At 65.9% G+C, this 22,228-nt stretch carries 18 protein-coding genes; 11 read left to right on the plus strand and 7 right to left on the minus strand.

The genetic code is table 11. From position 1 onward, the window contains the following. Positions 1-66 precede the first annotated feature (66 nt). The 3 genes from BSF38_RS13705 to BSF38_RS13715 form a co-directional block, all read right to left on the minus strand. On the minus strand, positions 67-1,044 hold the full coding sequence (locus BSF38_RS13705) for a DUF6263 family protein (RefSeq protein ID WP_083712927.1): 978 nt from the start codon (positions 1,042-1,044) through the stop codon (positions 67-69). Between the two features lie 245 nt (positions 1,045-1,289). Next, positions 1,290-1,979: a CPBP family intramembrane glutamic endopeptidase gene (locus tag BSF38_RS13710; protein WP_099091978.1), complete on the minus strand. Its 690-nt coding sequence runs from the start codon at positions 1,977-1,979 to the stop codon at positions 1,290-1,292. 259 nt (positions 1,980-2,238) lie between these two features. Then, positions 2,239-3,609, minus strand: coding sequence for a trypsin-like peptidase domain-containing protein (locus BSF38_RS13715; RefSeq protein WP_237170873.1), 1,371 nt, complete (start codon positions 3,607-3,609; stop codon positions 2,239-2,241). 625 nt (positions 3,610-4,234) lie between these two features. Between BSF38_RS13715 and BSF38_RS13720 the strand changes: the two genes are divergently transcribed. Together BSF38_RS13720 and BSF38_RS13725 are read left to right on the plus strand one after the other, a co-directional pair. Beyond that, positions 4,235-4,558 carry a tetratricopeptide repeat protein gene (locus BSF38_RS13720; protein WP_076346455.1) on the plus strand — a complete coding sequence of 108 codons (324 nt, stop codon included), beginning with the start codon at positions 4,235-4,237 and terminating at the stop codon, positions 4,556-4,558. Between the two features lie 72 nt (positions 4,559-4,630). Beyond that, positions 4,631-5,839, plus strand: a complete 1,209-nt coding sequence (locus tag BSF38_RS13725; protein ID WP_237170874.1) for an iron-containing alcohol dehydrogenase — start codon at positions 4,631-4,633, stop codon at positions 5,837-5,839. 94 nt (positions 5,840-5,933) lie between these two features. Here BSF38_RS13725 and BSF38_RS13730 read toward each other — a convergent pair whose 3' ends face one another. The 3 genes from BSF38_RS13730 to BSF38_RS13740 all read right to left on the minus strand — a co-directional run bounded on the left by BSF38_RS13730 (position 5,934) and on the right by BSF38_RS13740 (position 9,092). Beyond that, on the minus strand, positions 5,934-6,968 hold the full coding sequence (locus BSF38_RS13730) for a DUF1559 domain-containing protein (RefSeq protein WP_076346457.1): 1,035 nt from the start codon (positions 6,966-6,968) through the stop codon (positions 5,934-5,936). Between the two features lie 150 nt (positions 6,969-7,118). Continuing rightward, positions 7,119-7,364 carry a hypothetical protein gene (locus BSF38_RS13735; protein WP_076346459.1) on the minus strand — a complete coding sequence of 82 codons (246 nt, stop codon included), beginning with the start codon at positions 7,362-7,364 and terminating at the stop codon, positions 7,119-7,121. 552 nt (positions 7,365-7,916) lie between these two features. Beyond that, the gene (locus BSF38_RS13740; RefSeq protein WP_076346461.1) at positions 7,917-9,092 is read right to left on the minus strand and encodes a XylR family transcriptional regulator; all 1,176 of its coding nucleotides are present in this window, start codon (positions 9,090-9,092) and stop codon (positions 7,917-7,919) included. A gap of 736 nt (positions 9,093-9,828) precedes the next feature. Here BSF38_RS13740 and BSF38_RS13745 point away from each other — a divergent pair. The 9 genes from BSF38_RS13745 (at position 9,829) to cheB (ending at position 20,759) form a co-directional block, all read left to right on the plus strand. Next, on the plus strand, positions 9,829-10,929 hold the full coding sequence (locus BSF38_RS13745) for a ferrochelatase (RefSeq protein WP_083712928.1): 1,101 nt from the start codon (positions 9,829-9,831) through the stop codon (positions 10,927-10,929). A 185-nt stretch (positions 10,930-11,114) separates the two neighbouring features. Then, positions 11,115-12,281: a PP2C family protein-serine/threonine phosphatase gene (locus BSF38_RS13750; protein WP_076346463.1), complete on the plus strand. Its 1,167-nt coding sequence runs from the start codon at positions 11,115-11,117 to the stop codon at positions 12,279-12,281. Between the two features lie 122 nt (positions 12,282-12,403). Then, the gene (locus BSF38_RS13755; RefSeq protein ID WP_076346465.1) at positions 12,404-12,700 is read left to right on the plus strand and encodes an STAS domain-containing protein; all 297 of its coding nucleotides are present in this window, start codon (positions 12,404-12,406) and stop codon (positions 12,698-12,700) included. Between the two features lie 144 nt (positions 12,701-12,844). Continuing rightward, positions 12,845-13,210 carry a response regulator gene (locus tag BSF38_RS13760; protein WP_076350874.1) on the plus strand — a complete coding sequence of 122 codons (366 nt, stop codon included), beginning with the start codon at positions 12,845-12,847 and terminating at the stop codon, positions 13,208-13,210. A gap of 686 nt (positions 13,211-13,896) precedes the next feature. Next, positions 13,897-16,281 carry a chemotaxis protein CheA gene (locus BSF38_RS13765; protein ID WP_237170875.1) on the plus strand — a complete coding sequence of 795 codons (2,385 nt, stop codon included), beginning with the start codon at positions 13,897-13,899 and terminating at the stop codon, positions 16,279-16,281. Then, positions 16,278-18,170 (plus strand): methyl-accepting chemotaxis protein, encoded by a 1,893-nt coding sequence (locus BSF38_RS13770; RefSeq protein ID WP_076346469.1) that lies wholly within the window; start codon positions 16,278-16,280, stop codon positions 18,168-18,170. Before BSF38_RS13765 ends, BSF38_RS13770 begins: the two co-directional genes overlap by 4 nt. 119 nt (positions 18,171-18,289) lie before the next feature. After that, on the plus strand, positions 18,290-18,787 hold the full coding sequence (locus BSF38_RS13775) for a chemotaxis protein CheW (RefSeq protein WP_237170876.1): 498 nt from the start codon (positions 18,290-18,292) through the stop codon (positions 18,785-18,787). A 1-nt stretch (position 18,788) separates the two neighbouring features. Further along, positions 18,789-19,619 carry a CheR family methyltransferase gene (locus BSF38_RS13780; protein ID WP_076346473.1) on the plus strand — a complete coding sequence of 277 codons (831 nt, stop codon included), beginning with the start codon at positions 18,789-18,791 and terminating at the stop codon, positions 19,617-19,619. Between the two features lie 6 nt (positions 19,620-19,625). Further along, complete coding sequence (cheB, locus tag BSF38_RS13785; RefSeq protein WP_076346474.1) at positions 19,626-20,759, plus strand: chemotaxis-specific protein-glutamate methyltransferase CheB; 1,134 nt, start codon at positions 19,626-19,628, stop codon at positions 20,757-20,759. Between the two features lie 82 nt (positions 20,760-20,841). Here cheB and BSF38_RS13790 read toward each other — a convergent pair whose 3' ends face one another. Continuing rightward, entirely contained in the window at positions 20,842-21,918 is a 1,077-nt protein-coding gene (locus BSF38_RS13790; protein WP_076346476.1) for a DUF1559 domain-containing protein, read from the minus strand. Between the last annotated feature and the right edge of the window lie 310 nt (positions 21,919-22,228).

The following is a 22,228-nucleotide window of genomic DNA, read 5'->3' on the forward strand; positions in this document are numbered from 1 at the left end:
AATCCGCGACACGACGTCGGGACGGACCATCGCGATCAAACGGCGGTTGCGGTTGGAAACGTCACGTCACTTCGACGTCTTCTCGGGCGACAGTTTCATTTCCGTGACGGTCTTGGTCGTCTGCCCGATCTCTTGCCCCTGGACCGAGAGCGTCATGGCGAGCAGGTCTTCGACGCGCGAGGAGACGACCCGGCCGCGTTCCAGGTCGAACGAGAAGACGCCCTTCCCGCCCTGGCTGTCGATCTTCATGGTGATGGCGGCATCGGCGGCGGGCTGGATGGCCACCTTGGTGTCGAGGGCGATCTTGACTCGCCCCGCCTCGGCCTCGTCAGGCCCCTGGAACGTATAGGTCTTGTCGAGGATCATCACCCCCAGCATCGGCAAGGAAAGCTTGGACTGCTGGGTCCAGGTCTTCCCCGGGTCCAGGGCGGACTCGGAGAGGGTCAGGCCCGACTGGGTGATCAGGTTCTTCATGCCCTCGTCGGAGAACATCGAGCCGCCGCCGGGGTTGGCCTGGCGGACCGATTCCATGAGCTTCTCGGGGACCTTGATGTCGCTGAGTTCGCCGCGACCGTTCAGCTTGAACGTGAATTCGGCGCCCACAAGGGCCTTGAGCAGGGGGACGAGCTGGGCGGCGATCGGGCCTTCGGGGGGCGGCAGCTTCGCGTCGGAGTCGAACTGGAACGCCGAGGGCTGCGCCGCGCCCTCGATCCGAATCTGGACGCGGTCGACAGCCTGGGCGACCTCGGCGACGCCGTCGGCGGAGACGCTCTTGACGGTCCAGTGGAGGTTCAGCACCTGGCTCATCGCGGTGCTCGCCTCTTGCCCGTTCTTCGGCTTGTAGGCGTTGGTGGTGTTCTGAGTCATGGTGTAATGAAGGACCTCGCCCGGCTTGAGCTTCCAGCGCAGGGTCGTGGCCGCGCGGGCCGTCGCGCCGCCGACGGCCGTCCAGGCCAGGGCCAGGAGACACCCGGCGGCGAGCAGCCGGAACGACGAGGAGCGGCGGGGGGGGGACGCGGCGATTCCCGTGGTCGTCAGCTTCATCAAACGATCCTCTTAAGAACGACTCGACGATCCGAACCCGCGACTGCGAGCCGGACCACCCAGACCGTCGTGGGCAAGGGCCGACGTCCGGGGCGCCGCGACCAGCTCGGATCGGGGAGAGTTCACGAACCGCCGCCGCCGGAGACGTCGACGCGCCGGTTCGGTTGGCGGGCGCCTACCAGGGCCCGGCGGCGAAATCAACATGAATCCCCCATCAACCATAGTCGCCGCGACCGCGGAAATCATCAAGGGCCGCCGTAATCGTCGATCTTCCGATCCGAGTCGACCTCGGCGATCGGGTTGCTGGCGGGCCGGCCGAAATTCTTGATGCGCAACAAGTAGGCCATCAGGATGAAGTCGTAGAGCCCGTGCGTCACCATCGCGGTCAGGAGGTTGTTGGTGAACAGGAACAGGCCCCCGAGGTACATTCCCATCGCGAACGTGACCAGCGCGTAGGGGACCGAGATCGGATGGAGCATGCCGAATAGGAGGCTGGAAATGACCAGGCCCGACGCGACGCCCGTTGATGCGGACAGAGCCGACTGAAAGACGCCGCGGAACAGCATCTCCTCGCCGACGCCGGCCGACAGGGCGATCAAGGCGATGTCCGCCCACGAGCTGTTGGCCAGCAGGGGGACGAACTCCTGCTCGCAAAACGTCTTCAGTTTCGCGAACGGCCCCAGCGGCCAGCGGAGCATGGCCAGGAAGCAGAGCACCGGCGGAATCGCCGCCGCGGCGCCCATCCAGGCGTCCGAGACGCTCCAGGTGAAATGGAGCAGCGGGGTGTGGCCGAACCACCACCCCATCAACAAGGCGAGCGGCGCCAGCCCGCCCTCGAAGAAGACCGCGAACAAGACGATTACGTCGTGCCCCGGAGGATCATCGTCAGGTCCCATGAGCACGTCAGAATCCATCAGATCGCTGCGCTTCTCCATTCCGCGTATCCACAAGCCCGATGGAATTCGTCGCACGGCGACACGGCAATGAGCACGGCCTCACGGCTCACCCTCCAATCCTAGCTCACCCTCCAAACTAGCGGGTTGGATCGCGACTGTCGATGCTCAACCCAAAGGCGGTTCCGACGCTTCGGGCGATTCGAGCGGGGGAGGGGGCGAAACGCGACGGTCCCGGACGCTTCGTCGAGACGAGAGCGCCGGGACCGTCGTGGGAACGTAAATCAAGCGTCCGGGAGCGTCACTGGCTGATGATGTTCTTGACGCGTGGGTCGGCGAGGCTGATCCGCCGCGATTGGAGGCCGTTGCGGCGGATGACGTAAAGCAGGGCGCTGTCGGTCTGCACCGCCTCGGGCTGGCGGAGCACGTAGAGGATGTTGTCGGTCCGAATCGTCTCCCAGTTGCGGTCGCCCACGTTCATCCCCACCAGAATGTCGCCCTTCTGAAGGGCCGCGGCCTCGGCGGGGCTGCCGGGGGAGACGGCCTGGATGAACAGTCCGCCTCGCAGCTTGGGATTCACCGCCGAAACGTCCTCGCCGGAGACCGGCAGAGTCTTCATTCCCAGATAATCCCAGACAGCGTCGGTCGGCGCGGGGCCGGCCAGTTGGCCCCCTTCGGGAAGCGGCTGGACGTCGAGGGCCAGAGCGGCTTCGGCGCCGTTGCGGCGGATCACCAGCTTCGACGGCTGCCCAGGGCGGGCGTCGAGAAACGCGCGCTCCACGTCCAGGGCGTTGCCCACCGGCATCGAACCGATCTTCACCAGTTCGTCGCCCGTCTTTAGACCAGCGGCCTCGCCAGGGCTCCCGCGCTGAACGTCCGAGACCACCAGCAGATGCTGACCGCCCCGGTTCACCTCCGCGGCGGCGAGCCCATGCCAGGTGGAGGTCAGCCGGCGAATGCTGAGCATCTCGGCGGCGACCCGCTTGACCTCGTCCATCGGCAGGGCGAAACCGATCCCCTGCGCCCCGGCCCGGACGGCCACGTTGATGCCGATCAACTCGCCCTCGATGTTGATCAGCGGCCCCCCCGAGTTGCCGGGATTGATGCTCGCGTCGGTCTGGATCAGATTGCGGTAGACCTGGTCGTCCGAGAGCGTCACGTCGCGGTGCAGAGCGCTGATGATCCCCACCGAGACCGTGTTCTCGTACCCGAACGCGTTGCCGATCGTGATCACCGGCTCGCCGACCATCAAGTCGGCCGAGGTGCCGATCGCGATCGCCGGCAGCAAGGTCGTGGGCTCGATCTTGATCAGCGCCAAGTCCATCACCGGATCGAACTGAAGGACGCGAGCCGGATAGCTCGTGCCGTCCAGGAGCTGAACCTGAACGCCCTGAACCTTGTCGACGACGTGGTGGTTGGTCAGGATGTACCCCCGACCGTCCACGATCACGCCGCTGCCCATTCCGTTGACTCGCGGCCGCTGGTTCTCCTCGGGCGAGAACGGCCAGCGACTGCTCGACGCGGCCTTCTTCTCGCTCGAGATGTTCACCACGCACGACTGCGTCTTGCGAACCGCCTCGACGACGGCCGTCTTCCGCACCCCGACCGCCGCGATGTTCCCCGCGTGTGTCCTCGCCGCGGGAACCGCCATCGCCAGTACGCTCAGGATCAAGCCGGAGCTCACGTAGGGTGCAATCAGGCTCAGAGGTCGATGCCCCTCTTTCCGGCGAACCCAGGGTAGTGGCACGGTGATCGTCCCCAATGCGTTGGACCAAGGGTGATCTTCGGCATCCCATCCGCAGACCATCGGGAGTCGCCAAGCCTCGTCGCCGATGCTCGCCTCGTCCTGACTGCTTTTGGATCGGTTACCCTCCTTTCCAGCTTGAACTTAGTCGTGCCAAACCCACCTATCTTCCCCTCGTCCCGCATTTATCCATACGATAGATACTTCTTGCCCATTTTATCACCCCTAAGAGAGGCGCAGGCCTCCAGGTCGGTTGTTCGATTGCACGATTTTCCTGTTGGGGACGGGGTCCGAAAAAAACCGTCCTGCCGAAAACCCTGGGGCGGTGTACAACTTATAAAGCGAGTCTTTTCAGGTTGGGGCTCACGCCCCGACACTTTTACTGCGACCCATCAGGGCCGAATACAAGCCCGAAGCGCCAGCGAGTGCATTCTCCCAGCCAGCGTGCTGAATCAGCGAACGCAAAACCATGCACTCGCTGGCGCTTCGGGCTTGTATTGCTAGGGCTCGGGACATGTGTCGGGCGGTCAGAGGTTAGCGGAGGAGTGGTCGAATGGCGGAGAAATCGGAACGGCGCGTCAAACTGGAAGCGAGCCTGCAAGAGGACCCCAGCGATACGTTTCTCCGCTACGGCCTGGCGCTTCAGTGCCTGCGGGAGGGGGACGTCGAGGAGGGCCGGGCGCGGCTGCTGGCGTTGATCGCCGATCACCCCGACGATCAGGTGGCGGCCTATCAGCAGCTCGGCCAGTCGTACGCCGAGACCGAGGAGGTCGACGCGGCGGCCTCGACCCTGCGGACGGGGATCGCCAAGGCCCTGGCGCGGGGCGACGATCACGCGGCGGCCGAAATGGGGCAGTTGCTTGACTCGCTCGACTAAGAACGGCGACGGGGAACGCGGGCCTCGTCGTTTCACGGCGTGTCGGGAATTCAGGGCGAGAGGAGCAAGGTAGTGATCGAGCCATTTCCGACGGGCGACGGCCCTCCCTCGGCCCAGCCGTCGTCCGACGCTCCAAGCCCGCTTCCGCCTTCGATCTTCACCTTCCCGAATCGGATCGTCTTCGGTGCCGGCAGCCTGCGCTCGCTGCCCGGGGAGCTTCGCCGCCTGAAAGTGGCCTGCCCGCTGGTGGTGACCGATCCCGGCCTGATCGAATCGGGCTTGGCCGACGCGGTGCTCGACTTGCTGGAATCCCCCGTGCTGTTCACGGAAGTCCAGGCCAACCCCACCGAGGACGACGTCCTGGCCGGCGCGGAGCGGTTTCGAGCGTCGGGCTGCGATGGCGTGATCGGCCTGGGAGGGGGCAGCCCGATCGACGCGGCCAAGGCGATTCGCCTCGTGCTCGCGCATCCCGGCCCGCTCGCCGATTACGACGTCAACCGAGGAGGCATCGACCGGATCAAGCCCGACATGGTCCCGATGGCCGCGATCCCGACGACGGCCGGAACCGGCAGCGAGGCCGGCCGGGGGGCGTTGATCCAGATCCCGGCGACCGGTCGGAAGACCGCCGTCCTCAGCCCGTACTTGCTCCCCAGCGTCGCCGTCTGCGACCCCGACCTCACCCTCGGCCTCCCGCCGGTCCTGACGGCCGGAACCGGCATGGACGCCTTGACGCATTGCCTGGAAAGCTACCTCTCGACGACCTTCCACCCGATCTGCGACGGGATCGCCCTCGAAGGCTTGCGATTTATCTTCCGGGGGCTCGAAGCCGCCGTCCACGACCGCTCGAACCACGAGGCGCGCACGGCGATGATGATGGGCGCCTTGCTCGGCGGGATCAGCTTCCACAAGGGGCTCGGCGTCGTCCACGCGCTCTCGCACGCGATGGGGAGCGAGGGCCGGGTCCATCACGGAACGCTCAACGCCGTGCTCCTGGCGCACGCCCTGCGGTTCAATCGCGAGGCGGCCGAACCGCGGATGACCGAGCTGGCCTCGCGGGTCGGCCTGGGAAGGGCCGGTGACGGGCCGGGCCACCTCATCACCCTGGTCGAGCTGATCATGGCGCGGATGCCCTTGCCCCGACGCCTCGGCCAGATCGACGGCCTGGAGCGCGACCGGATCAGCGCGTACGCGCGCCTCGCCATGCTCGACCACTGCCGGCTCACCAACCCCCGCCCTTGCACCCAGGCCAATCTCGAAGAACTGCTCGACCGCGCCTGGTAGCGCACCGACGCCTTTTTCGAGCCCAACGAGCGCGTGAACGAGACCGACCCGTCGCAAGGGCCGGCCTCGTCAAGCTCGCGACCGAACGAGCGACTCAGTAGCTGTCGGACGAGACGACCTCGCCCCCTTCCTTGGTTCCGAGCTGCCAGTAGACCTGCCACGCAATCGAATCCTTGATGTACCGCACGCTGCCGTCGGCGAACAGGCAGTTGACGCCGCCGGGATGGTTGCTGCTGGCCACGACGTATTCGGCGTCGTCGACGCCGCCGCCGCCCGACTTGCAGGCGCCGAACTGGTACTGCTTGGAGTTCGGCGGGATGATCGTGTTGAACATCGTGTAGTTGGTGTCGCCGTTCGCCCACTGGTTCCCCTTGCCCCCCTGCAACTGCGCCCCCTGTACGCACATGGCCAGGGCGGAGGTCAGCGTGGCGCCGGGAGGGGATTGGCCGATCGGGACGGTCGAGAAGACGTCGAAGTACGTCGGCTCGCCGACGTTCATGATCGTCTGGCCCCGCTTCAACGTGTTGGTCGCGTTGCTCACCAACCCCTCGGAAGCGGCGATCGTGTTAGACGTGCCGTCGGAGACGTTCTGGATCCCGTACGACTTCTGAAACGTGAACAATCCCGTCGTATCGTAGGCGACGGTGCTCGGCGTCAGCGAGGTCGTCCCTTCACTGAAGAAATAGGAATTCCGGTTGCCGGAAACCCTTCCCGCGTTGCCGTCGGACGGGCACATGAACATGCCGACGAACGCCAGGTTGACGGTCGTGTTCGCTCCCGTGTTGGTCCCGCCGCCGTTGTCGACCCGCTGGCTGAAATTGCAGGAGGCGAAAAGCGGTTGCTGCTCCAGGTACGACAACATCATCGCCTGTCCGCTCCACTGCCCCCAGTAAGGAGGGTTGTTCGCGACCTCGGTGTACCCCACGCCGGGCGGAAAGGTATTGATCGCGCTGTGGTAATTGTGCAGTCCGAGGCCGAGCTGCTTCAGATTATTGACGCACTGCGCCCGCCTCGCGGCCTCCCGGGCCGACTGGACGGCGGGCAACAGCAACGCGATGAGAACCGCAATGATGGCGATGACCACCAACAACTCGATCAGGGTGAAACCACGACGCTCCGAAGACCTCATGATGGCGAACTCCTCGACAAGGATTGAGAGAATACCGACCGTCTCGAATGAGGGGCGATCACGGCCGCCCCGAGAACCAACGCTCAACACCTGATGGCGATGCGGGCGTCCCATCGTTCCAAAGCCGCGCGCCACCACATCCGACGGCTTTCATCGCTTGTTCCGACCGTAGTTTCCGAACGGCTTCGACTGGTCTTTCTTGCCCGGTTTGGTGGAATTCCCCGATTTCCCTTCGGCCTTGAGCTGAGCCCAGGCGTCGCTCTGGGCCTGACTCGACTGGGCGGCCGACTCCGAGGTCGTCCCGGCCCCCGTCTGATCGCCGCAGCCCGCCAGGAACGCCAGCGCGAGAGCCGCCGCGGCGAAGCGGGTCGTTGACGAGGTCTTCAAAAGATGCATGGAATCGTTTCCTTTGCGTTTCAAGTGCACGAACCCGGCGAGTTCCCAGGGCGCGGCGGTGAACGCTTGCGGCCGACGACCGCGAGACGGGCGCAGGTTGGCCCAACGACCAGGACCAGGTGCGACTCGCGTCGCGCTCAGCCGGCCTGCTCGGGATCAGATCAGGAACGGAAACCAGGAACTCGCGATCGATACGACGTCGTCGTTCCGTCGTCGACACGGGCGGAAAATGCGCATGCAAGGGCACGCGCGTCCGCGGCAGTGGAGCGCACGATCATTTCGGTCCACCTCGATGACGGCGTCTCGTCTTCGGACGATGGATTAGTGACATTGTGGTGAGCCGCCGTGACCGGGTCAATGAAGATGAGCGGATTTAAATTACTCTCCTTTGCGGTCCGCAAACGATTTCCCTAGGAGCCGCGACGGCTTTCGCATCTGGCACTTCGACCGTATATAACGCCCCCACGGACGGCCTGAAGGCCGGCGAGAGGGAGGAAGGGGAACGGACCGGTGCGGCGGAATGGGGATGGGTTGATCGTCTTTGCGCCGCGGTCAGGAGTCGATGAAGGGGCTCGCCCCCTGGACTTTCCGGCGGTAGGCGCCGGGGGAGTCGCCGATCTCCTTCTTGAACAGGACGCACATATGTTCCTGGTGGCGGAACCCGGCGAGCGTGCTGATCCTGGCCAGGGTCAGATCCGTATCGACGAGCAGTTGCTTGACCCGTTTCAGCCGCGTCTGGCGGATCAGGGATTGGGGGGAGAGGCCGAGGTACTTGCGGAACCGCCGTTCGAGGATGCTCCGCGAGATGGGGACGTCGTCGAGGATGTCCTCGACCTTCGCGCCTCGGCAGGCGTTCTCGCGAATGTAACGGACGGCGGCGGCGATCTCGGGGTCGTCGATCGCCAGGACGTCGGTCGATTGGCGGGTGACGACCGCGATCGGCGGGATCTCCAGTCGCGGCTCGACGGCCTGGCCTCCGGCCATGAGGAGATCGAGGAGTTCGGCGGCCTTGTAGCCGACCATCTCGGCGTTGGGCACCACGCTGGACAGGGGGGGCTCGCAGAGCTCGCAAAGCTCTTCCTCGTCGTCGACCCCGATGACGGCGATCTCCTCGGGCACGGCCAGATCGAGTCGGCCGCAGGCGTCGAGAACGTGCTGACCGCGGTAATCGTTGCACGCCATGACGCCGGCCGGCTTGGGCAGCGCGCTCAGCCAGGCCATGATCTGCTTCTGCTCCAGCTCCCACGGGTGGGCGTCGCGACCGAACCAGGGGGACTCGTAGATCCGGCATTCCGAGCCGGCCCGACCGGCCGCCTCGACGAACGCGTCACGACGTCGGCCGGCCCAGATCTCATGAGAGAATCCGCAGAAGCCGAAGTTGCGGAAACCGCGTTCGATGAGGTGCTCCGCGCCCAGCCGGGCGATGGCCCCGTCGTTGGACCAGACCTGGTGGAGCGAGAGGGTCTCGTGACGGTCGGTCAGGTCGATCAGCGGGATCTTCAATCGCCGGGCGTCCTCGACCATGCCCCGGGTGGTGATCCGCGAGATGATCCCGTCGCCGTCCCAGTTCTTGATCCAGGGGGGCGGCTCACCCGACAGATCGCGCTGCTCCAGAAAAATGGACCAGGATTGATGGGTGTGCGCATACCGTCTGATGCCCCGAAGGATTCGCCGACCGTAGGAGGTGGAAGTTTCGATGACCAGGGCGACGCGGGATCGTTTAGCCATGACGATGCAAAGAAGGCTTCAACGAGAAGGCGGCGGGCGCGGTGGAATCCGCCGGACGGGAGACTGACGTGCATTCTCGACCGCCACGATCCCTCATGCAAGCGGCTGCACCTTTCTTGAGCACGACGCGGGCGGCCTCGACGAGATTTTGCAACGTCCGTCACCAACGGCTTGAACGCGCGTACGATCCCAATAGACGGATCGGCCCGGGGCCTTGCGACGAAGACGGCCCCCCAGGCGATCCCTCCACCGGAAGGTCGCACACGCCTTCGCGGCGCGCCCTGGGCGAGCCGCCCCTGGGCGGCCATGCTGCCGAACATCGCCTGTTCTCTTGTCGCCGACCGAGGGGCGATTGCGACCCTGGAACACCGAAAGAATTCGTTTCAGCAGAACTTGGACACCCGGCAGCGGACGCTCGCAACACAAAGAAGCAAGCGGCGCGGGTTTTGCTCATCAAGGCGCCAGCCAGGGAAGACATCGAGAGGAGATCGACGACGGCACGACCAACGGCTGGCCCTTCGCCCGAGCGCCGAACCTGATCATTGGCAAACAGTTCCTTCGATCGGTCCGATCCGATTGATCGGGGAAGGGGGGGCGGATCGAAAGCGAACGGGCGGTTGGCGCGGCGCGTCGTTCGATGGCCGGCGGTTTCGAGTGGACTTGAGAATCCCGGGCTTGATGGCTAAAGATGCATCAGCCGTTCAGTCCTTTTTCCGCACCTGGTGGTACATCAAGCATGATTCGACCCGAACTCAGCGTCGACCAGCGGACGAAGTGCGAAATCGAGACGACCAGTGAGTACGACGCGATCTTGATCGTGGGCTTCGGGGGTCCGGAAAAACCCGAAGACGTGATGCCGTTCCTCGAAAACGTGACGCGCGGCCGCAACATTCCGCGCGAGCGGTTGGAGGAGGTCGCGGAGCACTATCATCATTTCGGCGGCGTCAGCCCGATCAACGAGCAAGTCCGCTCGTTGATGGCGACGCTCGGCCCCGAGTTGCGGCGACACGGCGTCGCGCTGCCGATCTACTGGGGCAACCGCAACTGGACCCCCATGCTGCCCGACACCCTGCGTGAGATGGCGGCGGCGGGCGTCAAGAAGTCGCTGGCGATCGTGCTGGCCGCGTACAGCTCGTATTCGAGCTGCCGCCAGTACCGCGAAGACATCGGCCGAGCCCGCGAGGAAGTCGGCCCGACGGCCCCGGAAGTCGCCAAGACGCGCGTCTTCTACAACCATCCCGAATTCATCACCGCCAACGCCGATCGCGTCCGCGAGGCGCTCGCCAAGATCCCGGCCGAGGACCGCGGCGAGGTCCCGATCACGTTCACCGCGCACAGCATCCCGGCGGCGATGGCCGCCAATTCGCTCTACGAGGAGCAGCTTCGCGAGACCTGCCGCCTGGTCGCCGCCGAATTGAACGTCGATTCCCGGCGCTGGTCGCTCGTTTACCAGAGCCGGAGCGGCCGCCCCGGCGACCTCTGGCTCGAGCCCGATATTCTCGAGCACCTCCGCGACGTTCGCGAGCAAGGCGCCCGCGAGGTCATCGTCCACCCGATCGGCTTCCTCTCGGATCACATGGAAGTGCTCTACGACCTCGACGAGGAAGCGCAACAGCTTTGCGAGAAAATCGGCCTGAACATGGTGCGATCGAGCACTGTGGGCACCCACCGGGGTTTCGTCCGGATGCTCTGCGAGCTGGTCTGCGAGCGGCTCCAAGGCGCGCAGGAAGACGAAAAGCGGGCCCTGGGCCGATTCGGCCCCAGCCACGACGAGTGCCCTCTCAATTGCTGCCTGCCGCCGGTGCGCCCCCAGAACCTCGCCCACGCCCAGAGCTGACGGCGCCGGAGCCGGGGGTGAGCCACGATTCGGGCTGGACTAGCCAGCACCGCGTGTCCATACGTAACATGGATCATTCGACCTGGCCGAAGGAACGCCTTCCGCCAGGTTGAATCGCTTTTCAGACAAGTCGCGCAGCCGGGCGCGTGCTGAGGTGAACGAGCCGGGTCGAGGAGTGCACGTCCATGTCGTCGCGTCGCATTTTGTTGGTCGAAGACAGCTCCACGATGCGCCGGATGTTGAGCATGATGCTCCAGGAACAAGGCTACGAGGTCCGCACGGCCAACGACGGCGCCGAAGGGCTCGTCAGGGCCGGGGAAGAGCCTCGCCCCGAATTGATCCTGACCGACTACGAAATGCCCGAGCTCGACGGCCCCGGCTTCTGTCGCGGCATCAAGGCGAACAAGGACCTGCGGTCGATCCCGGTGCTCATGCTGACGACGCTCGGCGAGTCCCACAACACGATCGCCGGTCTTGAGGCGGGCGCCGACGACTATATTCAGAAGCCCAAGAGCCCCGACGACATCCAGGTGATGTTCGCCCGCATCCGCGCCCAACTGCGGATCGCCGACCTCAATGCTGAGGCGATCGAGCGGAACCGACTGCTCGAAGCGGCCCACAAGAAGGTGACGTTCGAGCTGGAGCTGGCGCGCAAGGTTCAGTTCGCGCTCATGCCCCGGCCTCCCAAGCCTCGGGGGGTGCTCCAGGTCGCCGTCCGTTATACGCCGGCCAACCAGCTCGGCGGCGACGTCTACGACTTCTACCGGCTCGAGAACAACCGCCTGGGCATCCTGGTCGCCGACGTATCGGGCCACGGCGTCAACTCGGCCATGCTCTCGGGCATGGTCAAAGCGCTCGCCGCCGGGCTGTCGATCGCCGTCCTCGAACCGGGCGAGCTGCTGGCGGGCCTCGACGTCGCCGGCGAGCAGTATTTCCCCGAAGGCTACTTCTGCACGGGGTTCTACCTGATCGCCGACGAGGAGACCGGCCTGGTCCGCTACGCCGGCGTGGGCCACCCTCCGGCGATCGTCATCGGCCCCAACGGCCCGCGCATGCTCCAGTCGAATCCCGGGATGCTGGGGATCGGCATGGTCGACGGCACGGCCGGCGCCTCCGACCGCCTCGAACCCGGCGAGTCGCTGATCATCTACACCGACGGCCTGACCGACGCGATGGACCCTTCCGACGTGATCTTCGGCGAGGACCGGCTCACGACCTTGCTCCAGAGCCACTTCGGCAACGACCCCACCGAGATCATCAACCGGGTCGACGGCGCGGTCGCCGACTACACGGCGCCGGGACGTCCCGCCGACGACATCAACATCATCGTCGTCCAGCGTCCGGCCAAGTGAAGTGATTGCTCCCTTTCCCGTCGTCGGCGTGATAGAATGAAGAGCACGGCGTCCGGCCGTTGCGACGGGTCCGCCCATCCGGGCCGGCGCGTCCGGACCTTGTCTCTTCGGTTCATGACCGCATGACGAACTCAGCCGAGCCGAAAACAGTGGCCCTCGAAGGTCCGGTGACGATCTACGAAGCCGCCGCGCTGCGCGATGCGTTTCGAGACGCCCTGGCCGACCGGCAGGACATGCGGATCGAGCTGGAAGAATCCACGAAGTGGGATCTGGCCGGCCTCCAACTGCTGATCTCCTGCGTCCGGACCGCACGCGCCGACGGCCGCTCGGTGGAAGTCGTGAACGTCCCTCGTGGATGCGCCGAAGCCTTCCAGCGGGCGGGACTTGCGCAGTGGCTCGATTCGATCACCGTCAAATGATGATTTCGGCAAGGTGCAGGGACGCCAGGGCGGTTTCGCCAGGGAGTGGGCCGGACCATGAAATCGGCTTCCTTCGACACAACGCCGTCGGTAAGACGTTCGCGGCTGGACGGCGCGAACCGCCGCGAGATCGCGCGTAAGCCCATGACCAAAACCATCGTTCACGCCGACGACAGCGCGTCGGTCCGGCGCTGGGTCGCCGAACAGCTTGGCGAGCTCGACCTGAAGGTCGTCTCCGTCGCCGACGGCGAGGCCGCGCTCCAGTACCTCAAGGAATCGGTCTGCGACCTCTTGCTCACCGACCTCGAAATGCCCAACCTCGACGGTCTCGGCCTGCTGGCCGCCGTCCGCGAGCTGCCGGCCCACCGGTTCCTGCCGGTTCTGGTTCTTTCGAGCAAGCATCCCACCGAATTCGACCCCCTGCGCCGCCAGGGGGTCACGGGATGGCTGGTCAAGCCGGTCGACTCGGAACATCTTCGCCGCTGGGTCCGCCGCGTCTTGCCGGAATAAGCTCAGCGCCGAAGGGAAGGTCGAGCTTCGCGCGTCCGATCGACCGCGCGAACGCCGTAGTTTCCTTGCGGCCGCGCTTCTTCCTGGAGCCAAGTGCATTATGGAGACACTCATCCTATCGGCGGTCATCGCTACCAACGTATGGCTCTTGCTATTCACCTTGTCTAATAGAACCTCGCCCTCGTTGACGGGCAGAAGGGGCAGAGTGAGGCTCGTAATTCTGGTTACGGGTACGATCTTTTCGATACTTATATCACTTTGTGCGATTGTCCTGATTAACTAGGGCGGCTTGTAAAGTTACGGTCGCGCCCGGCTGGGACGCTACTGGCAATGATCGCCCGGCGCGTTCCGACTGGGGGAAGCCCGCCGGTTGTACGACTCGGTTTCGCCGCTCCGACCCGTCGCCTCGACAAGTTGTCGTGTAGAGTTGGATCGGGCAGATTTCCGGGGCCGCACGTCTCCGCGAAGCCGCCCCGGAAGGGACCCGCGGCCGCCACGAGACGAACCACTTGAAATTCATATACAATAGAGACGCCAAGAACGCGGACGGCGAATCCGCCGGTCGGTGAACCTCGACGTCGTCAGGTCGAACTTGCGGCGGGCGATCGAGCCCGGCGTTTCGGAATGTTCCTCGAACCCAGGAAGCGAAACCGGTTTTGGGCAGCTCGGACGACCGATTCCGCGAGATGTTCTACGAGGAAGCGCGCGAGCTTCTCATCAGCCTCGAAGAAGGGTTGATGGAGCTTGAACGGCGGCAAGGAGACCGCGCGCACCTCGACAAGACGTTCCGCGCCGCGCACAGCCTCAAGGGGGCTGCGGCGATGGTCGGTCTGGGGTCCATCGCCGAATTCACCCACGGCATCGAGGCCGTCCTCGAACGGATACGAAGCGGTGCGCTGACGGTCGATTCCGACATCATCACGACCCTGTTGGAATCTCGCGACCACCTCGCGGCGATGGTCGAGGGCGAAGCGGCCCACTCGCCGATCCCCGGCTCGGGCGACCTCAGCGGCCGACTCACCGCGCTGCTCGGCGGTCCCAAGCCGCCTCCGCCCGCGCCTCCGGCGGCCCCTCCCAAACCCCCGTCGGAACCCCCGAAAACGCCGCCTCCCGCACCGGCTTCGCCACCGCCGGCCGCCGCGCCTCCGAAAGAGACGCCGAAGCCGACCGCGACCGCCCCGACGACCGCCGGGCCGCCCCCCGAGCCCGATGAACCGCGGGCGTCGGCCAAGCCCAAACGAACGCGCCGGAAGCCCGAGGGCCAGGCCGAAGCGGGCAAGCCGAAAGCCCCGGCTCCCGCCAGGGGCAAGCGACAGGCGATGGATCTGGAGGCCGGCGAAGCGGAGCAGGGGGGCGCGGGCCGGCCCCTCTATCGGATCTCGCTGGAGCCCGGGCCCGAAGTCCTCCGGCGCGGCGTCAACCTGCTGGGGGTGCTCGACGAGATCCGCGACCTGGGCGACGCCGAGATCCACGTCGATCCCGAAGCCGTCCCCACCCTCGACGAGATCGACCCCGAACGCTGCTACCTGAGCTGGTCCTGCACGCTCAAGACCGAGGTCGAGCCCGAGCGGCTGGACGACGTCTTCCTGTTCGTGGCCGAAGACAGCACGGTCAAGATCGAGACTCGGCGGCCCGACGGCACGTTCGTCGCGCTCGAAACGCCGACGTTGCGGCAACCGCCCAAGGCGGCGGCTCCCGCAACGCGTCGCCCCGTCGAGCCGGCCGCGGCGTCAGCCCCGGTTCCCCCGACCGCCGATCAAGCCGCCAACGGAACCGCCGCTCCGACCGACGACGGTTCAGCCGCGTCGACCAACGGCGCGAAGCGCGGCGCGACGGTCGTCTCGCCGGGAGCGCCGGCCCCGCGACCGCACGCCCGGATTCGCGTCGACGCCGGACAGCTCGACGAGCTGGTCGGACTGGCCGGCGAGCTTGCGGTGATCTCCGACAATCTCCAGGGCCTGCGCGAAGTCAGCGGCGTCGCGTCCTGGGCGCTGGCGCTGGAATCGCTGTTGCGGGTCAGCCGACAGATCCGCGACACCACGCTCGACCTCCGGATGGTTCCGGTCGACGAGCTGTTTTCAAGGTTCCCGCGCGTCGTCCGCGACCTGGCCGACCGCTCGGGCAAGGAGATCGAGCTGCGGATCTCCGGCCAGGAGACCCGGCTCGACCGCACGATCGTCGAGCGGCTCAGCGACCCGATGGTCCACCTGATCCGCAACGCCGTCGACCACGCCCTGGAGACGCCCGACGAGCGACTGGCCAAGGGCAAGCCGAGGATGGGCCGGATCACCCTCTCGGCTGGCCACGAAGGAGACCGGGTCGCGATCAAGGTCGAGGACGACGGCCGGGGCCTGGACCGCGAGCGGATCGTCCGCAAGGGGATCGAGCGCGGCCTGGTCCCCCAGGGGACGTCGGCCGAAGACCCCCGAGTCGTCAGTCTGATCTTCGAGCCCGGATTCTCGACCCGCGACCATGTGAGCGACATGTCGGGCCGCGGCGTCGGGCTCGACGTCGTCCGCGACTCGGTGCGCGCCCTGCGAGGGAGTCTGGCCGTCGAGAGCGCGCCGGGCAAGGGGACCACGTTCATCTTCCGACTGCCGCTGACGCTGGCCCTGATCGACGGCCTCCTGGTCGAGACCGGCGGCGGCCGCTACGTCGTCCCGCTGGCCCAGGTCGAGGAGTGCGTGGCGCTCAACGTCATGCAGCCCGCCCTGTCGCGCGGACGGCCCTGCGTGTCGGTCCGGGGCGAGCTGATCCCGATGATCTCCCTGCGGTCGCTGTTCCGGACCGAGGGCCCCGCGCCGGCCCGGGAGGAGTTGCTTTTGACCCGGCATTCCGGTCAACGCGTCGGGGTGGCCGTCGACCGCCTCGTCGGCCGCGTCCAGGCGGTCATCCAGTCCCTCGGCGAAGGCATGCACGGGCTGAACCGTTTCTCCGGCGCCACGATCCTCGGAGACGGCTCGGTCTCCCTGATCCTCGACCTGGCGGCGCTCGTCTCCGAATCGCGAATTGCCGAAAACGGCCTACGTAACACGCACGCGCCCGGCGTGAGGGCGGAGAGTATCCGATGAGATCATCACTTCGCTGGAAAGTCTCGATAGCACTGATCGTGTTCGGCTTGGTCCCCGCATTCGTCCTGGCCTTGTACTCGTACTGGGCGACCGACGAATTCAAAGAGAAGTCGGACCAGATTCTCCGGCTGGCCGCGTGCACCATCAGCGACAAGATCTATGCCGAGGCGTTGGAAGCGCGGAAAAATTCTCCCGCCCCGACCACTCCGCCCGACTCCGAGGTCGATAAGGCCCCCAGGACTCTGCCCCCGTGGCCGACCGGCGACGCCTTCAAAAAGCGGGTGCAGGACGAGATCGCGCGAGTACTCGGCGAGCGGTTCCGGCTCAACAATCTCGAAGTGCTCGTCTACGACCCCACCAACAAGGTCTTGATCCAACTGCACAGCGGCGGGCAGTTCGAGGCCAATCCTCAACCCAACGCCCGATACAGCGACATCCTGAGCCAGGCGGTCGGCAAGATCGGCACGGCCTCGCTGCCGTCCTCCAACGGAGACAAGTACGTCGGTCCCGAGCTTGTCGGCTTCTCGCAGATCCAGCTCGCCCCTCCTCCCGACGCGGACGCCAACAGCCGCCGCTACACCGTCCTCACCGTGCTGCCGCGAGCCTTGGCCTATGAGAATATCTTCTCGATCTGGGTCCAGCTCGGGCTGCTGCTGGTGCTCTGCGCGATACCGGTGATTTTCTTCGGCGTGCTGTTCGGGCGCTGGTTCATCCGCCCACTGACGGACATCATCCACGTCACCGAGGACCTGCACGCGGGGCACCTGTACAACCGCACGAACATCGTCCGGTCCGACGAGGTCGGCGAATTGGCGCATCTGACCGACTCAGTGATCGGCAAGCTGTCGGAGGTCATCAGCAAGATCCGCAACATGACCTCGTCGGTGTCGACGGCCAGCAACGAGCTGAATTCGAGCGCCCAGCAACTGGCGCAGGGGGCTCATGAGCAGGCCGCGACGCTCCAGGAGATCGCCAGCAGCCTGCAATCGGTCGACAGCTCGGTCGCCCGCAACGCCCAGCACGCCCGCGACACGGCCCGCACCGCCAACGAGGCCAGCGCCCAGGCGGGACGCGGCGGCGAGGCCGTCCACGAGACCGTCACGGCCATGCGTGAGATCACACAAAAGATCCTGATCGTCGAGGACATCGCCTACCAGACCAATCTCCTGGCCCTTAACGCGGCGATCGAGGCCGCCCGGGCGGGGACCCACGGCAAGGGGTTCGCCGTCGTCGCCGGCGAGGTCCGCAAGCTCGCCGAACGGAGCCAGGCCGCCGCCCAGCAGATCAGCGACCTGGCCAAGAAAAGCGTGGCGGTCGCCGAGAACGCCGGTCAGCTCCTCGAACGGACCGTGCCGATGATCCGCGACACGTCCGACCTGATCTCGGAGATCGCCGCCGCCAGCCAGGAGCAGATGCAGGCGATCCGCGAGATCAACGTGGGCGTCACCCAGCTTGAAGAGGTCGTGCAGCAGAACGCCGCCGCCAGCCACCAGCTCGCGGCGACCTCCAACGACCTGGCGTCGCAGTCGACGAGCCTCCAGCGCGAAGTCGACTTCTTCCATCTGGATTCGGCCGGCGACGGATTTCACGGACCGTCCCAACCGCCGCCGGCGCGGCCGCTAAAGAGTGCGCCGCGGCCGCGCCCAAGCCTTTCGTCCCGCCCGGCGCACCCGCGAGGGACCACCCACCACGCGACCGACCACTCGCACCACCCCGGCGGCAACTCGACGCCGGGGCTCGCTCCGCCGGCGCACGGCCACGGCCACCCTCAGCCGGGCCCCGCCGCGAGCCCTCCGCCGTCGTCGCCGCCGACCGGCGCCAACCCCCCGCTTCGCGGCGGCGTGGTGGTTAACCTTGACGACGACGACAATTTCGAGCGATTCTCATAAGACGTGACAATGCGTCGCCCGGCCCGTTTCACCGGGCGACGCGCCGCGAAGCACGACGAACGAACCCCCTGCATGATTGCGGGAATGTCGACCGCGTAGAGGACTGGCCGATGGTTGATGTGGTCGCCGACGCCGCAACCGACGCAAATCGGGATCGGGCTCAATCGTTCGTCGTGTTCCGACTGGGGGGCGAGGGCTATGCGCTGGAGGTGATGCGCGTTCAGGAAGTGCTGGACATGCTGTCGATGACCGAGGTGCCTGGGGCGTCGCGATGCCTGTTGGGAGTGATCAATCTTCGCGGCCACGTCGTCCCGGTGTATGATCTTCGTATTCCCTTCGGCCTGCCGGTCGATCCCAAACCCTTGCGGGCGCCCAGCGTCCTCATTGTGGAGACCGAGGAAGGGAACGACGCGGAGATCACGGGATTGCTGGTCGACCGAGTGTCCGACGTGCTGGAATTCTCTCCCGACGACGTCCAGCCGTCGCCGCAACTGGGGCTCGGCAAGACGACTCCGTTCGTGAGGGGCTTGATCCGTCACCAGGACGCCTTCCTGCTCGTATTAGATGTTGACCGAGTTTTTTCGGCCTTGGCTTCGATAAACGGCGAGGGAGCTTAACGTGGACCCCGAGCCATGGTCGGAGAAAGATTTCGGCTCCATCGTCGTTTTTCTGCGCAACCAGATCGGGATCTCGTTGGAGTTGCACCGGATGGGCCTGCTCCAGGCCCGGCTGCGGTCCCGGCTTCAGAGTAAGGGGTTCGGCAGCTTCGCGCAGTTCCACGATCAGGTGCTCAAACCCGACCCGACCGGCTGGGGCACCCAGCTCCTGATCGACCTGAGCACCGTCAACCACACCTCGTTCTTCCGCGAGCCGGCCCACTTCACCTTCCTGATCGAGCAGGTTTCGGCCTGGTTGAAGGAAGCGCCCACGAGCCCGGTGCGGATCTGGTCGGCGGGTTGTTCGTCGGGCCAAGAGCCTTACAGCATGGCGATGGCTCTGGCCGAGGCGTTGCCGCATCACGGGCTGTCGAAGGTGGAGATCTGGGGCAGCGACCTCTCGCTGGAAATGCTCAAGGTCGCCGCGGGGGCGATCTACACGACCCGCGACGTCCAGGGGGTCTCCCCGGCTCGACTCCGCCGCTTCTTCCTGCTCGGTCGGGGTCCGCGCGAGGGCTCGTTTCGGATCGTGCCGGAGATCCGCGACCTGGTCAAGTTCCGGCACCTCGACCTCCGCAATTCGATCTGGCCGGTGCCGACCGACTTCCACGTCGTTTTCTGCCGCAACGTCTCGATCTACTTCTCCGACGACGAACGGCTGGCGCTGCTCGATCGGCTCTCGCAGCACCTGCGACCCAACGGCTGGCTCGTGATGGGCAACGGCGAGATCCTTCCCTACGTCCCCTCGATGCTCCGGAAGCATTCACCGTCGATCTTCCAGAAGGAGGGTTGATCGTTCATGGCGCTGCGAGACCGTTCGAAACCGCCGACTCCGCCGACCCATCCCCCGTCGATCGAGGTGATGGTGGTGGACGACAGCGCCGTCATCCGGCAGCGTCTGAAATCGATCATCGAGTCCGACCCGCGATTCCGGGTGTCGCTCGCGGCCGACCCGTACGAAGCGGTCGCGATGCTGAGCAAGTCGGTGCCGGGCGTGATCGTCCTCGATGTCGAGATGCCCCGGATGGACGGGCTGACGTTCCTGCGCAAGCTGATGCGGCAGCACCCGATGCCGGTCGTGCTTTGCACGTCGGTCGCCGATCGGGCCGTCACGGCCCTTGAGATGGGGGCGATCGAGGTCATCGCCAAGCCCAACTGGCTCGACGCCGCCCGCCTTTCCGAGTGGTCGGAAAGCTTTCTGGAGAGCATTCGCAACGCCGCCCGCGCCGGCCGCCTGCCGTTCCGCGAGGACCGCGGTCCCAGCGGCGCCGACCCCCGGTACACGGCGGACGTCATCCTCCCTCCCACGCCGTATTCACCGCGAGGCGGGTCGACGACCGAGCCGCTGGTGGTCGTCGGCGTGAGCACCGGAGGCGTGCAGGCGATCCAGCAGTTGCTGGCCGGCTTCCCCCTCACCGTCCCGGGGATCGTCATCGTCCAGCACATGCCAGCCGACTTCACCGGTGCGTTCGCCGACCGCCTCGACAAGGACAGCCGGATCAAGATCGGCGTCTCCGAGGCGAGGCATCACGACCCGGTCCGACCCGGCCACGCCTTGATCATCCCTGGCGGCACTCACGGACTCGTCAAGCGCACGGGGTCGGGATACCGCGTCGAGCTGCAGGAAGGCCCCCCGGTCTGCCTGCATCGCCCCAGCGTCGAGGTCCTCTTCCGATCGGCCGCCCAAGCCGCTGGGCCCCTGGCCGCGGGCGTCATCATGACCGGCATGGGCGACGACGGCGCGGGGGGGCTGCTCGAAATGCGCGAGGCCGGATCGCTGACGATCGCGCAGAACGAGGCGTCCTGCGTCGTCTTCGGTATGCCCCGCGAAGCCATCCGCCGGGGCGCCGCCAAGTACGTCGTCCCGCTCGACTCGATCGCCAACACCATCATGGCCTGGGTCGTCAATCCCGAGGCGGGCACCTGGCACTAAGCTGAGCGAGCCTGGAAAGCGCGAGAGGCCGGCCGAACCGTCGCGGTTCGGCCGGCCTTCGTCTGGACGAGGAACGCGTCGATCAGTACGCGTCGGCGCTGATGACTTCACCGCCGCTGCATGTGTTGAGCGCCAGCCAGATGGGCATGCTGAGGGAGTTCTTGACGAACCGCACTGAGCCGTCGCCGAACAGGCAGTTGACGCCCCCCGCGTGTCGGCTCCGCGCGCCGGCGTACGCCGGCTTGTCGCCCGCCAGGCCGGTGCAAGGCAGCCCCTGGGCCGGTTCCGTGACGCAGAAGATGGTCTGGTTGAGGAAGTCGCCGTAGATGCCGGTCTGGTAGTAGTCGACCGGGCTGTTGGGGGCCATCCGCGACATGAATGAGGCGCCGCCGGGGATCGTCGACCACATCATCCCGCGCACGTCGTAAGTCTCGCCCTGGAGGATCTCCGACATCGCGACCGTATTGCTGCTGCCGTCGGTGATCGTGTTCAGGCCGGACGTATAAAAGCCGAAGACCGACTTCATGAACACAGGCGCCGTCTTGGTGATGGGGTCGATCATCGGCGCGGGGAAAGAGGCCACCGCCAACGTATCCTGGCCCCAGAACGTGTTGCCCCAGCTCGCGCCGTAGTTCCCCTTGCTCAAGACCGGACCGCTGAGGGCGCCGCCCGCATAGGCAGGGGTGATCTGGAACTGGTTCTGGCGATCACTCGGGCACTGGAACGTGCTGATCTTCGTGCTGGCCACGGTGCTGTTGGCGAAGTAGCCGAGCGGCAGGGGCATCATCGGCCCTTCCGCGCCCAACGCGTAATTGTAGCTGTTCGCCAGGTTCCCCTGTTCGAAGTACGGGAGCATCAGCACGAACCAGGGCGTGTTCTGGCAACTGCTGAAGATGTTCGTCCCGCAGTTGCTCGCGCTGGGCATCATCGGCGACCCGACACCGCGGATGTCGCCGGTCGGAAAGCTCTCGCTCGCCGAGTGGTAATTATGCATGGCCAGGCCAAGCTGTTTCATGTTGTTGATGCACTGGGCGCGGCGGGCCGCCTCGCGGGCCGACTGCACCGCCGGCAGCAACAGGGCGATCAGAACGGCGATGATCGCGATCACCACCAGAAGCTCGATCAGCGTGAACGCGCGTACTCTCGAAGTTCTCGACATGGAAGCACGACTCCTCACTGAATAGATGAGACGATGCGAATTGCGAGTTGTCCAGACACGAACACTCTCCCAGCGTCGGGAGGAGGCAGCACAGACAGTATCACTCCGCGAGCATTCTGGCGAGTATGCATTACAAGATTTCACATTCGGAAACATCGGCCGATGGAAGCGACTCGGCCAACCCGCTTACTTATAAACACGCGGCGTTTTTAGTCTCGTGACGCGGCCAGGCAGTCCGTAGGAATTCGTTCCGGCGACGCCGCGCGTCGTGTTGATCCCAGGCGTCGCCGACGGGGGCGTGGACGTGGGT

The organism is Paludisphaera borealis (genome assembly GCF_001956985.1).
In the GTDB taxonomy this organism is placed as follows: domain Bacteria; phylum Planctomycetota; class Planctomycetia; order Isosphaerales; family Isosphaeraceae; genus Paludisphaera; species Paludisphaera borealis.